Below are 14043 nucleotides of genomic sequence, written 5' to 3' on the forward strand. Positions count from 1 at the left end.
TCCTTAGACCTATCTACTATTATATCAAAAGTTAGTCACTTAATAAAGCCTTGCGAACTAGGTTAAAGGTATGCATAACCGCAATGTGACGTACATCTGCTCGACTTCTGCCTCCAATATTAACCTTGATGACCTCAGTTCCATGCTCTTGAGCCAAGCCTATAAAGACTGTCCCAGCTGGGTGCCCTTCTAGGCTATCTGGACCTGCCACTCCAGTCAAACTAAGGCCAAAATCAGACTGGGTCTTGATTCGTGCTTGCTCAGCCATCTTCTGAGCTGTAAATTCAGACACCACACCCTGTTCTTCCAAGTCCTTGACAGGAATATCCAACATCTTTGATTTTTCCTCCAGGCTATAGGTCACGAAACCACCCTTAAATATACTTGAAGCTCCTGAAAAATCCGCCACAGTAGCTTGGAAAAGCCCTGCCGTCAAACTCTCTGCAGCCGTGATAGTTTTCCTTTGCCTTTTCAGTTCTTCTACCACAATGCTAGCTAAACTAGTTTCTTCCCCATAACCATAACAAAGATATCGTAAAGAAATTCCTTCGAAAGTCTGGCGGTCCAAGATTTGATTTTCCAAGATATCCAGCGCTTGATTCGCCTCTTCTTGACTGCTAGCCTTTGTTGACAGACGCAGAGTGACTTCTCCTGTCTTGGCATAAGGGGCCAAGGTCGGATCTGTTTGATTATCAATCAAATCAGACAAAATCGTAACCAACTGACTTTCGCCAATCCCAAAGAAACGAAGAACTCGGGAATATAGCTTACTCCCTGTCATCAACTTAGGTAGAAGTTGGTTTAAAACCATGGGTTTTAATTCACTTGGTGGACCGGGAAGGACGACATAGGTCACTCCATCGACTTCCAATATTCCCCCCACAGCCAGTCCTGTTTCGTTTGGTAGCGGAGTCGCTCCTTCTACAAGTTGAGCTTGTCTTTCGTTATTCGGTGTTCGGGCATAGTCTAGTCGCTGGGCAAAAAAGACATCCAACTTCTCCTGAGCCTGAGGATCGAAGACTAATTCTTTCCCTAAAAATTTAGCCAGAGTTTGTTTGGTCAAATCGTCCTCAGTTGGCCCTAAACCACCTGTCAAAATCACCAGACTACTACGTTGACTGGCAATCTCAAGCAGGGATAAGAGACGAGCTTCATTATCTCCTACAGCTGTCTGAAAATATACGTCTACCCCAATCTCAGCTAGTTTTTCCGACAAAAACTGGGCATTGGTATTAACAATCTGTCCTGTCAAAATCTCTGTTCCAACAGCAATGATTTCTGCTTTCATGTTTCCTCCTACCTATCTATTCGTATTTTTTTGAAAAAATCGCAGGAAATTTCCCACGATTTCATTATTAATTTTGTTCTATTTCAACACTTGAAGCATTCGTTGATGTAGCGGTTTTTCCAAGGGCCACTTCGTATAAAACAGCATTGGTTTCTACTTCAGTTACTTCCTCTTTACCTAGTGAACGACGTAAGAGATTTTGCATTTCTAACATATGCTCAGTTGTAACAATCTGGTAAGAAATCCCCTGCAGTTCTGCATCTTCTCCACGCAATTGATGTGTTTCAATATTCTTGAAAGATTCTTGATAACCAAGTAATTGTGGAATACTTTTCGCTGATAAATCAACGTTTGTTTGCATATTGTCAGTCAAAGCTTTTAAAATCCCTTGATAATGACTCACACTGTTCAGACTCAAGACCTTCTCAACAATTTTTTGAATCACTTCACGCTGACGTTTTTGACGACCATAGTCTCCTTCAGGGTCTTGATAACGCATACGAGAATAAACAAGCGCTTCTTCACCATTTAAAGTCTGCTGTCCAACACCAATGGAAATTTTATTAAATTCTTCCTGGTCAGTAATCGAAATTGGGAAACCGAGTGTATTATTTACAGTCACCCCGCCAACTGCATCAACCAATTGTTGCAGCCCCTGCATATTCACCATAACGTAACGATCAATATGAATATTCATCATTTTCTGGATAGTTGAGATTGCCAATTCCGCACCACCACCAGCATAGGCGGCATTTAATTTAGCTTCCTCAACACTACCATCTTTTTGCTGAATTTTTGTTAAAATATCCCGTTCCAAACTCATCATGGTTGTTTTCTTTGTTTTAGGATTGACTGTCATGAGAATCATAGAATCACTATTTCCTTCCCAACGATCTGTACGTTCGATATTGCCAGTGTCCACTCCCATCAAAAGAATAGTCAGAGGCTCCGTCGCCTCAATTACATTTGTTTCTTCACCAATTTTTTTATAAGTTTTTTGACTCAACGTTGCTGTTCCCTGTTGATAAATTGTATAGGCATAAACTCCAACACCTAACACTGTTACTACTAGAAAAGCAAGCACTGTTCCGATTAATTTTTTAACCATATCATTATTCATCTATCAGTTTGCCCATGAGACAAACATCCAAAAATGTCCCTTCTTCTAGATAGGCTCCTCTTTCCTGCAATCCCTCCATGGTAAATCCCATTTTAGAGTATAGGTGAATAGCAGCCTCATTTCTTTTTTGTACACTTAGTTGCAAACGACGTAAAATACCACTTGATTTAGCCCACTCGATACCTTCCTCTAAAAGAATACCTGCCAAGCCTTGATTCCAAAATTTCTTTTGAACAACTAAAAAAATATCTCCGATATGCCGAACCCTTAAACGAGGATCTGCAGTAATATTCAGGACTCCTGCAATTGTATCATTTAATAAAGCTAAGAGAGTAATTTGATTTTCTGAACTAGCTTGTTTTTCGATAAAAAGTATCATCTCTGATTCGCTCATCATGATTCCCTCTTCATCTAAACTAGTAAAATCTGTTTCCTTGCTTACAAGATTTAAAAAAGCAATCAAATCAGTTGCATCTTGAACTTCAGCCTCACGAATACACAACTCATACTCCATCTGAAAGCTCCTTAAGAAGTTGTTCTGCTCTATGACCTTGAGCATTAAAGCGCAATTGACGACCCTCATCCTCTTTTAGAATTTCCAATTCTAAATATGAATCCGGTAAATCCTCACCTAAAAGATGCCCCCACTCGATGACGGTCACCCCACCACCAAAGAGAAACTCATCCAAGTCAATAGAATCAGCGTCGCCCTCAATACGATAAACATCTAAATGATAAAGCGGAAGACGACCTTCATACTCTCTCACAATGGTGTAGGTTGGACTCTTAACCATTTGATGGATATCCAATCCCTTTGCTAAACCTTTTGTAAAAGTTGTTTTTCCTGCCCCCAACTCTCCAGTCAAAATTAAGACATCATTTTTTTTAAGCAGGTTTCCTAATCTTTCTCCAAGAGCTAAAAGCTCTTCTTCATTTTTTGTGTACATGTTACTATTATACCAGAAAGTTTCTTTTTGTGTGAATTTTCTTTAAAATTTACTATTATAAATTTGGAAATCACTAGCACTTTAGCTGATTAACTTAAAAGAAAACAAACATACTAATCACAAATAAAATATCTCGAATAATATGGCCATAAAATGAAATTTCTCTCTGAATAGATTTTGGGAAAATAAATCGTGCACATAGAAATCCCAAAACTATATAGACAAGAATTGAAGAAATCGTCAAGGGATTTCTCAAAAAAATAACAGTTGCCAGGATGGATATCAATCCTGTTTTCTTCCTGTTCAGTAAATTTTCTAAATCACGATGGTATTTATCAAAAGGCAGAAAAATCCACAAATCAATACCTAGTAAAAAAAAGAATGACGGTAGAAAAAGATCAACCAAATCCTGCTGTAGTTTGTTGTGAATTTGGATACTTTCTGACAAAACCAGACAAGCTGCTAACAAATTGACCACCAAAAGAATCGTATAAACCATCCAGACTTTCTTCTGAGAATGCAAAATGCTATGACGTTTCTGACCCGAGGTATGAAAGTAATTAATTCCAGCACAAAATCCAGAAACTCCGACTATGAGAATTAAAAAATACACATTAACTTGTCTTAAAGATAAAAATGTTTCCTTCCACAATAAACAACTTCCAAATAAAATTTGAACGACAGCTGATAATAATAAAACACGAATTGATTTCATCATTTCCTTTTCCTCCCTAAATAAAATTATACTCTGATAGGATTAGAAAATAATAAATCCCCGCTAAAATGTCATATTTAGACGCTGAACGGTACAAAAAACAGTTCCATTATAACAGAACTGTTCTTTCACTTATTTAATTCTCAAACCAAAGAGCAATTTCTCGCTTAGCTGACTCTTCTGAATCTGATCCATGTACAATATTTTGAATAGCTTGGTTTTCACCAGCCGCTTTTGCAAAATCACCTCGAATAGTCCCTGGTAAAGCTTCTTCTGGACGAGTTGCGCCCATCATGGTCCGCCAAGTTTCAATTACTTTGCGGCCTGAAATGATGCCCACAAGAACCGGTCCTGAAGTCATGAATTCACGAATCGGTGGGTAAAAACTTTGACCAACCAAGTCCTGATAGTGCTGGTCAATCAAGTCTTCTGAAAGCTGTGAACGCAACTCCAATTTTTCAATTATAAATCCACGTTGTTCAATGCGTTTCAACACTTCACCAACTAGCCCTCTTTTTACACCGTCTGGTTTAATGATAAAAAATGTTTGTTCCATACCCGTCTCCTTTGTCAGCTTCTTTCTTTTATTTTACCACATTTCATGGAAAAATGGAGAAAGTTTTCAGAAAAGAGATGAGAGAACCCGAAGGCTCTCTCATCTCTTTTATTCTACTGTTTCTTCCACAGTTTCAACGGCAGTGTCCACAACTACTTCTGTTGTTTCTTCATTCCCTTCTTCCTCTACTGGAGGATTAAGGTATTCTTCTTCGTTGATAGCATGTGGTTCAAGGTTACGGTAACGTGCCATACCAGTACCTGCTGGGATAATCTTACCGATGATAACATTTTCTTTAAGTCCAAGGAGATGGTCTTTTTTACCGCGGATAGCTGCGTCAGTAAGGACACGAGTTGTTTCCTGGAAGGAAGCCGCTGACAAGAAACTATTGGTTTCAAGTGAGGCTTTGGTAATTCCCATAAGGACTGGGCGACCTGTCGCTGGAACTCCACCTGCGATAAGGACATCTTTGTTAGCATCTGTAAAGTCATTGATATCCATGAGGGTACCCATGAGAAGGTCTGTATCACCTGGATCCATGACACGGACTTTACGGATCATTTGACGAACCATTACCTCGATGTGTTTGTCACCGATTTCCACCCCTTGGCTACGGTAAACTTTTTGTACTTCACCAAGAAGGTAAGTTTCAACTGACAAGACATCACGAACTGCAAGGAGACGTTTTGGTTGGATAGAACCTTCTGTAAGAGCAGCACCACGCGCTACTTGGTCACCAACTTCAACACGCATACGAGCGGTAAATGGAACGACATATTCCCCTTCGCCAGTTTCACCCTTAACAAAGACTTTCTTGGTACGAGTTGATGCATCTTCTTCGATAGCAGTAACTTGTCCTTTAACCTCTGTGATAACCGCTTCCCCTTTAGGATTACGGGCTTCAAAGATTTCTTGGACACGAGGAAGACCCTGAGTGATATCGGTATTTGAGGCAACCCCACCCGTGTGGAAAGTACGCATTGTAAGCTGTGTACCAGGTTCCCCGATAGATTGGGCAGCGATTGTACCAACTGCTTCACCAACTTCAACCGCATCACCAGTCGCCAAGTTGATACCGTAACAGTGACGGCAGACACCGTGACGAGTGTTACATGTAAATACAGAGCGGATAGTCACTTCTTCCACACCAGCATTAACAATTTCACGCGCCTTGTCTTCTGTAATCAACTCATTTGGACCGATGATCACTGCACCAGTTTCTGGATGTTTAACGGTTTTCTTAGTGTAACGACCATTGAGACGTTCTTCAAGAGACTCGATCATCTCTTTTCCTTCTGCGATAGAGCGGATCAAGAGACCACGGTCAGTTCCACAGTCGTCCTCACGGATGATAACGTCTTGGGCAACGTCAACCAAACGACGAGTCAAGTAACCTGAGTCGGCTGTCTTAAGGGCCGTATCGGTCATACCTTTACGAGCACCGTGAGTTGAGAAGAACATTTCGAGTACTGACAAACCTTCACGGAAGTTTGAAAGGATTGGCAATTCCATGATACGTCCGTTCGGAGCAGCCATCAGACCACGCATACCGGCAAGCTGTGAGAAGTTTGAGATATTACCACGGGCTCCTGAGTCCATCATCATAACGATTGGGTTCTTAGGATCTTGGTTGGCAATCAAGCGTTTCTCTAATTTTTCACGGGCAGCACGCCATTCAGCTGTAACGGCATTGTAACGCTCGTCGTCTGTGATCATACCACGACGGAATTGTTTTGTAATTTGTTCTACACGTTTGTGTGATTCTTCAATGATTTCAGCCTTGTCATCAACGACTGGGATATCGGCAATACCCACTGTCAACCCTGCAAGAGTTGAGTGGTGGTAACCGAGGTTCTTCATGCGGTCAAGTAGGGCAGAAGTTTCTGTCGTACGGAAACGTTTGAAGATTTCAGCGATGATATTTCCAAGGTTTTTCTTCTTGAATGGAGGGTTGAGTTCAAGATTGTTAATAGCTTCCTTGATATCTCCACCAAGTGGCAAGAAGTATTTAGCTGGAACGCCTTCTGTCAAGTTGGCATTGTTTGGTTCTTGCAAGTATGGTAGACCCTCTGGCATGATGTCGTTGAAGAGGATTTTACCAACTGTTGTAAGCAAGACCTTGTGTTTTTGCTCTTCTGTCCAAGGCTTGTTGAGGCTGTCTGTTGCGATACCAACACGTGAGTGGAGGTGAACATAAGCATTACGGTAAGCCATAACCGCTTCGTCACGGTCTTTGAAGACCATTCCTTCACCTTCACGACCAGCTTCTTCCATAGTCAAGTAGTAGTTACCCAAAACCATGTCCTGAGACGGAGTAACAACTGGTTTACCATCTTTGGGGTTCAAGATGTGCTCAGCAGCTAGCATCAAGATACGAGCTTCTGCTTGGGCTTCTTCTGAAAGCGGTACGTGGATGGCCATTTGGTCCCCGTCAAAGTCGGCATTGTAGGCTTCACAGACAAGCGGGTGCAAGCGAAGGGCCTTACCATCAATCAAGACTGGCTCGAAGGCTTGGATACCCAAACGGTGAAGGGTCGGTGCGCGGTTCAAAAGCACTGGGTGTTCTTTAATCACTTCTTCAAGGATATCCCAGATACGCTCATCTCCGCGTTCCACCAAGCGTTTAGCAGCTTTGACGTTTTGCACGATATCACGGGCAACAATTTCACGCATCACGAATGGTTTAAAGAGCTCGATCGCCATTTCACGTGGCACACCACATTGGTACATCTTAAGAGTTGGACCAACTGCGATAACAGAACGTCCTGAGAAGTCAACACGTTTACCGAGCAAGTTTTGACGGAAGCGTCCTTGTTTACCTTTAAGCATGTGGCTCAATGATTTCAGTGGACGGCTACCTGGTCCTGTGATTGGACGACCACGACGACCATTGTCAATCAAAGCGTCAACCGCTTCTTGAAGCATACGCTTCTCATTTTGAACGATGATACCTGGTGCATTCAACTCAAGCAAACGAGCCAAACGGTTGTTACGGTTGATAACACGGCGATACAGGTCGTTCAAGTCAGATGAGGCAAAACGGCCACCATCCAACTGCAACATTGGACGAAGATCTGGTGGAATAACTGGAAGGATGTTGAGAATCATCCATTCAGGTTTGTTTCCAGACTTGTAAAAGGCATCCAAAACATCCAAACGACGGATTGCTTTGACACGTTTTTGTCCAGTCGCTGTTTTCAACTCTTCTTTGAGTTCAGCAATCTCTTTTTCAAGATCTACTTGTTTCAAGAGGTCTTGGATAGCTTCAGCACCCATCTTGGCAACGAATGATCCATAACCATATTCACGCAAGCGCTCTCGGTATTCGCGCTCTGTCATGATAGACTTGTGCTCAAGTGGTGTATCCTTTGGATCAATCACCACATAAGCCGCAAAGTAGATAACTTCCTCGAGGGCACGAGGGCTCATATCAAGGGTCAAGCCCATACGGCTTGGAATCCCCTTGAAGTACCAGATGTGAGATACAGGAGCTTTCAATTCGATGTGCCCCATACGCTCACGACGAACTTTCGTACGCGTTACTTCAACCCCACAACGGTCACAAACAATTCCTCTGTAGCGAATGCGTTTGTATTTACCACAAGCACATTCCCAGTCTTTTGTAGGACCAAAGATAACTTCATCAAAGAGTCCTTCACGTTCTGGTTTCAAGGTACGGTAATTGATTGTTTCAGGTTTTTTGACTTCTCCATAAGACCATGAACGGACTTTACTTGGAGAAGCTAGGGTGATTTGCATACTTTTAAAACGATTTACATCAACCACTATTTCTTCCCTTTCTATTCTAAGTGAACTGCTTATTCTTCAGCAGCTTCTTCTGTTGCTTCCACTTTTGCTTCTTTCTCAGCTTCTTCAGCTTCAAAGGCTGCTTTAGCCTCTTGGGCTGCTTTTTCGCGGGCTTTTTCAAGGTCATCTACGTGGATGACATCTTCGTCCATTCCTTCATCCAAGTCGCGAAGTTCCACTTCTTGGTCATCTTCGTCTAGGACACGCATGTCTAGACCAAGAGATTGCAATTCTTTGACAAGAACTCGGAAGGATTCTGGAACACCTGGTTTTGGAATTGGTTTTCCTTTTGTAATAGCTTCATAAGCTTTCAAACGTCCGTTGATATCGTCAGACTTGTAAGTCAAGATTTCTTGAAGAACATTTGACGCACCGTAGGCTTCAAGAGCCCAAACCTCCATCTCACCGAAACGTTGTCCACCAAACTGAGCTTTACCTCCGAGTGGTTGTTGGGTAACAGTTGAGTATGGCCCGACTGAACGAGCGTGCAATTTATCGTCAACCATGTGGTGGAGTTTAATCATGTACATGACTCCGACAGAAACACGGTTATCAAACGGCTCCCCAGTACGTCCATCGTAAAGGATTGTTTTGGCATCGCTATCCATACCAGCTTCTTTAACAGTTGACCAAAGGTCTTCAGAACTTGCTCCGTCAAAGACTGGTGTTGCGATATGAATACCAAGAGTACGAGCAGCCATACCAAGGTGGAGCTCCATAACCTGACCGATATTCATACGTGATGGCACCCCAAGTGGGTTCAACATGATATCGACTGGAGTTCCGTCTGGAAGGTAAGGCATGTCTTCTACAGGAACGATACGAGAGACAACCCCTTTATTTCCGTGACGTCCGGCCATCTTATCTCCGACCTTGATCTTACGTTTTTGAGCGATGTAGACGCGAACCAGCATATTAACACCTGATTGCAACTCATCTCCATTTGCACGTGTAAAGATCTTAACATCACGAACGACACCATCGGCACCGTGTGGTACACGAAGAGAAGTATCACGCACTTCACGAGATTTATCTCCGAAGATAGCGTGCAAGAGACGTTCTTCAGCTGAAAGGTCTTTCTCACCCTTAGGTGTTACTTTACCTACAAGGATGTCGCCTTCTTTAACCTCAGCACCGATACGGATAATACCCATTTCATCAAGGTCTTTAAGAGCGTCTTCCCCAACGTTTGGAATTTCACGAGTAATTTCTTCAGGCCCAAGCTTTGTATCGCGCGTTTCTGATTCGTATTCTTCAAGGTGAACAGATGTGTAGACATCGTCTTTAACCAAGCGTTCGCTCATGATAACAGCATCCTCGAAGTTGTAACCTTCCCAAGTCATGTAGGCAACGATTGGGTTTTGTCCAAGCGCCATTTCTCCATTTTCCATAGAAGGTCCGTCAGCAATGAAATCGCCTTTTTCAACGACATCTCCAACTTTTACGAGAGTGCGTTGGTTGTAAGCAGTACCTGAGTTTGAACGACGGAATTTTTGGATGTGGTAAACATCCAATGAACCATCTTCACGACGAACTTCTACCTTGTCAGCATCTGCATAGGTAACTTTACCGTCATACTGAGCAATCACAGCCGCTCCTGAATCGTGGGCTGCTTGGTATTCCATACCAGTACCAACGTAAGGTGCTTTAGGATTAATCAATGGCACGGCCTGACGTTGCATGTTAGCTCCCATGAGGGCACGGTTTGAGTCATCGTTTTCCAAGAAAGGAATACATGCTGTCGCAACGGCAACTACCTGTTTTGGTGATACGTCCATGTAGTCAACAACATTAGCTGGATACTCTTGGTTGACCCCTTGGTGACGTCCCATGACAACTTTTTCAGCAAATGTTCCATCTTCATTCAGACGAGAATTAGCCTGTGCTACAGTAAATTCATCTTCTTCATCGGCTGTCAACCAAACGATTTCGTTCGTAACAACACCTGTTTCACGGTCAACCTTACGGTATGGTGTTTGAACAAAACCATACTTATTCAAGTGTCCGTATGATGACAAGTTGTTGATCAAACCGATGTTAGGTCCTTCAGGTGTCTCGATTGGACACATACGGCCATAGTGAGTATAGTGCACGTCACGTACTTCATATCCAGCACGGTCACGTGTCAAACCACCAGGTCCTAAGGCTGACAAACGGCGTTTGTGAGACAGCTCAGAAAGCGGGTTGTGTTGGTCCATGAACTGTGACAACTGTGATGAACCAAAGAACTCTTTAACCGCAGCTGTTACAGGACGGATATTGATAATTTGTTGTGGTGTCAAGACTTCGTTGTCCTGAACAGACATACGTTCACGGACATTACGTTCCATACGAGAAAGTCCAAGACGTACTTGGTTGGCAAGCAATTCACCAACCGCACGGATACGACGGTTCCCAAGGTGGTCGATGTCATCTACACGGCCAAGTCCTTCAGCCAAGTTGAGGAAGTAGCTCATCTCAGCAAGGATATCTGCAGGAGTGACGATACGAACCTTGTCATCTGGATTAGCATTACCAATGATTGTTACGACGCGGTCTGGATCAGTTGGTGCAACAACCTTGAATTTTTGAAGAACAACTGGCTCAGTCACAACGGCTGCATCATTTGGAATGTAGACAATCTTGTTCAAGTCGCCATCCAAATGGCTTTCAATGCTTTCAATCACGCTACGAGTCATGATTGTACCAGCTTCTACCAAGATTTCTCCTGTTTCAGGGTCTACCAATGGCTCAGCAATAGTTTGGTTAAGCAAGCGTGTTTTAACATTGAGTTTTTTATTGATTTTGTAACGGCCAACTGCTGCCAAGTCATAGCGACGTGGGTCAAAGAAACGAGCTACAAGCAAGCTACGTGAGCTTTCAGCAGTCTTAGGCTCACCTGGACGAAGGCGTTCGTAGATTTCTTTCAAGGCTTCGTCTGTACGAGAGTCCATTGGGTTCTTGTGGATATCTTTTTCGACAGTGTTACGAACTAATTCGCTGTCACCAAAGATATCAAAGATTTCATCGTCACCTGAGAAACCAAGAGCACGAACCAAGGTTGTAAATGGAATCTTACGAGTACGGTCGATACGAGTGTAGGCGATATCTTTTGAGTCACTTTCAAGTTCCAACCAAGCTCCACGGTTAGGGATAACAGTTGAACCGTAGCCCACTTTACCGTTTTTATCAACTTTATCGTTAAAGTAAACACCTGGTGAGCGGACCAACTGAGATACGATGATACGTTCACCACCATTGATGATGAAAGTACCCATTTCTGTCATGATTGGGAAATCACCAAAGAAAACTTCTTGGGTCTTGATTTCGCCTGTTTCTTTATTGATCAAGCGGAAGGTTACAAAAATTGGTGCTGAGTAGCTAGCATCGTGGATACGAGCCTCTTCTAGCGTGTATTTTGGTTCCTTGATTTCATATCCAACAAATTCCAACTCCATTGTGTCTGTGAAGTTTGAAATTGGCAATACATCTTCAAACACTTCCTTAAGACCATGGTCTAGGAAAGCTTTGAATGAGTCAGTTTGAATTTCAATCAAATTTGGTAAGTCAAGAACTTCTTTGATTCTTGAAAAACTACGACGGGTACGATGTTTCCCGTATTGAACGTCATGTCCTGCCAAGATGATTCTCCTTTGTAAATAAGTTCCAAGCCTTATCAATCAGGCTTTCTAATCGTCATATGGTTTTAAAAACCCCTATCACCGTGTCCTCTTGATGAATTTTCAGAATCTTTAAGTTTTTGTTACAAATATTCAAAATCCTGAAAAAAAAGCACAAAAAGAGCAGCTAAATCTGACTTTTTCAGAAGATTTAACTGCTGTGAGCCTTGTCTGGACAATATTTCAGACAAAACCTACGACAAATGATTACTCATATTATACCCTATTTAGCTAGATTTTTCAAGAGGATTGACGATTTTTTGACAAAATCTTTTCCTATAAAAATTTAAATTCAATGATTACTTTGCAAACTTCATTTTCAGTTTAGTAGTTCACAAAAATATGGTAAATTACGATTTCCCTATTTTATCATAGGCTGTTTTTCTTGACTTTACTAGGTTTTTCTTTTAATATATATGTATAAATATATAGGGAGATTTATGATGAATATCTTGCTTTCTAAGACTGAACAAGACTTGCTATTCTTACTGGAAAAAGTAACCAAACACCATGATTGGATAGAACTTCCAGTCTTGGCTGAGAGGCTGAATTTTTCAATAGAAGAATTGCAAGAACACCTTTTTAAGCTTGAGCAATTATTTCCAAACCTCCTGCTTCAATCAAGAAATAAAGGTATTCAATTGCAATTTGACTTTCAAAACACCTCGGATCCTAGGATTGCGATTTTTAAACAATCTGAAACCTATTCTTTTTTGAACTGTCTATTTTTCAAAGAGGGACAATCACTTGAGCAAATGTGTCAGGAACTTGTGATTAGTTGCGAACGAGTTCAGGAAATCATCCATCATCTAAATACTGAACTTCCGCAACATTATGGCATCAGCATCCAACTTTCCCCTTTAGTCATGAAGGGAACAGAAGAGGACATTCGTGCCTTTTATCTAGACTACTTTAGCCAAAGTTACGACTTTCTAGATTGGCCCTTCCCTTCTATTTCTGAAGAATCACTCACTCACTTGATTCAGCTATTTTTGGACGCCCAACAAGTTTCACCCAACCTCAGTAGCTTACGGCAAATCAAATATACCCTAGCTATCAATCTAGAGCGGTTTAATAAAAGTCATTTGATTGAAAATCCTACTCCTCTTTTAACCAGTCACTACAGTTCTCTCATGCAAATTACGCAGTTTGAAGAAAATATTAAGAAGATGGCTAAAAAACTCTGCTTTGAACCGACAATGGAAACACTGGAACAGCTATTTTCAAACCCAATCAAATCTCTTCAAATTGCAAACAATCCTAACAACGGAGCACTGGGTGATATTCATCATATCCAAAAATCCTACCGTTTATTGAGTCAAATCTTAGAAGAGTTAGCTAAAGAATTTCACCTACAGATTGAAAATCGTGAGGAATTGATTTGGCTCCTCCACTACACTGCCCAATCTGATTTCTTTCATTTACTCAGTAACCAGTCTCTCGACAGACAGAAATCCCGGATTTTAAGCAATTATCAAGCAGAATTTCCAAAACTATTTGAAGTAAGTCAACACAAATTCCAATCTTATTTGACTGAGATGGGGCTAAACAGTAAGTCAAGTAAGCTACAAGAGATGATCTACACCTTCACGATCCAAGGGCATCGGATTTTAGTCCAACTGCTTCAAAAACTTCCCAAAATACGTGTTTTGGTTATTAGTCATCTGGATAGCCATCATGCACAAAGCCTAATCGATACCCTAACTCACTACGGCAACAATCTCTATCTATTTGATTCGTGGGAAGAATCTACGATTTCTTTCTCAGTTCTCAATCAAATCCCTCACGATATTGTTATCACTACCTTTCCTATCACCAACTCTCCTAAACCACTTATCTACAGTCGTAATTTCTCTACAGCAGAACTATTTTACCACCTCCACCTAATGACTTCTCAAATTCATAAAGAAAGATTGGCTGAATCGTAACAAAATTTGTTGCGATTTTTCTT

The 14043-nt window shown here is 41.6% G+C and carries 9 protein-coding genes; 1 reads left to right on the forward strand and 8 read right to left on the reverse strand.

Annotated features, from left to right (window positions below):
• Nucleotides 1–31: 31 nt before the first annotated feature.
• The 8 genes from EII37_RS03320 to rpoB form a co-directional block, all read right to left on the reverse strand.
• Nucleotides 32–1288 (reverse strand): competence/damage-inducible protein A, encoded by a 1257-nt coding sequence (locus tag EII37_RS03320; RefSeq protein WP_124787582.1) that lies wholly within the window; start codon nucleotides 1286–1288, stop codon nucleotides 32–34.
• Nucleotides 1289–1355: 67 nt separating this feature from the next.
• A complete protein-coding gene (gene brpA, locus EII37_RS03325; protein ID WP_124787583.1) occupies nucleotides 1356–2396 on the reverse strand; it encodes a biofilm formation/cell division transcriptional regulator BrpA in 1041 nt (346 codons plus the stop codon).
• A 4-nt stretch (nucleotides 2397–2400) separates the two neighbouring features.
• Entirely contained in the window at nucleotides 2401–2922 is a 522-nt protein-coding gene (locus EII37_RS03330) for a GNAT family N-acetyltransferase (RefSeq protein WP_124787584.1), read from the reverse strand.
• The gene (gene tsaE / locus EII37_RS03335; protein ID WP_124787585.1) at nucleotides 2912–3355 is read right to left on the reverse strand and encodes a tRNA (adenosine(37)-N6)-threonylcarbamoyltransferase complex ATPase subunit type 1 TsaE; all 444 of its coding nucleotides are present in this window, start codon (nucleotides 3353–3355) and stop codon (nucleotides 2912–2914) included. The genes EII37_RS03330 and tsaE overlap by 11 nt, the downstream gene beginning before the upstream one ends.
• Nucleotides 3356–3449: 94 nt before the next feature.
• Complete coding sequence (locus EII37_RS03340) at nucleotides 3450–4073, reverse strand: hypothetical protein (protein ID WP_124787586.1); 624 nt, start codon at nucleotides 4071–4073, stop codon at nucleotides 3450–3452.
• Between the two features lie 133 nt (nucleotides 4074–4206).
• Nucleotides 4207–4626, reverse strand: coding sequence for a nucleoside-diphosphate kinase (ndk, locus tag EII37_RS03345; RefSeq protein ID WP_124787587.1), 420 nt, complete (start codon nucleotides 4624–4626; stop codon nucleotides 4207–4209).
• Nucleotides 4627–4734: 108 nt separating this feature from the next.
• Nucleotides 4735–8412 (reverse strand): DNA-directed RNA polymerase subunit beta', encoded by a 3678-nt coding sequence (gene rpoC / locus EII37_RS03350; RefSeq protein ID WP_185695945.1) that lies wholly within the window; start codon nucleotides 8410–8412, stop codon nucleotides 4735–4737.
• 32 nt (nucleotides 8413–8444) lie between these two features.
• Entirely contained in the window at nucleotides 8445–12053 is a 3609-nt protein-coding gene (gene rpoB / locus EII37_RS03355; protein ID WP_124787588.1) for a DNA-directed RNA polymerase subunit beta, read from the reverse strand.
• A 482-nt stretch (nucleotides 12054–12535) separates the two neighbouring features.
• On the opposite strand from rpoB, the gene EII37_RS03360 reads away from it, so the two are divergent.
• Nucleotides 12536–14020, forward strand: a complete 1485-nt coding sequence (locus tag EII37_RS03360; RefSeq protein ID WP_124787603.1) for a M protein trans-acting positive regulator PRD domain-containing protein — start codon at nucleotides 12536–12538, stop codon at nucleotides 14018–14020.
• Nucleotides 14021–14043 lie beyond the last annotated feature (23 nt).

This window comes from Streptococcus sp. OH4692_COT-348, from assembly GCF_003859975.1.
GTDB lineage: Bacteria > Bacillota > Bacilli > Lactobacillales > Streptococcaceae > Streptococcus.

Coding starts and splice junctions, on each gene's coding strand:
- EII37_RS03330 (WP_124787584.1), bottom strand. CDS start 2,922: ATGGAGTATGAGTTGTGTATTCGTGAGGCTGAAGTTCAAGATGCAACT.
- EII37_RS03360 (WP_124787603.1), top strand. CDS start 12,536: ATGAATATCTTGCTTTCTAAGACTGAACAAGACTTGCTATTCTTACTG.
- ndk (WP_124787587.1), bottom strand. CDS start 4,626: ATGGAACAAACATTTTTTATCATTAAACCAGACGGTGTAAAAAGAGGG.
- EII37_RS03340 (WP_124787586.1), bottom strand. CDS start 4,073: ATGATGAAATCAATTCGTGTTTTATTATTATCAGCTGTCGTTCAAATT.
- EII37_RS03320 (WP_124787582.1), bottom strand. CDS start 1,288: ATGAAAGCAGAAATCATTGCTGTTGGAACAGAGATTTTGACAGGACAG.
- brpA (WP_124787583.1), bottom strand. CDS start 2,396: ATGGTTAAAAAATTAATCGGAACAGTGCTTGCTTTTCTAGTAGTAACA.
- tsaE (WP_124787585.1), bottom strand. CDS start 3,355: ATGTACACAAAAAATGAAGAAGAGCTTTTAGCTCTTGGAGAAAGATTA.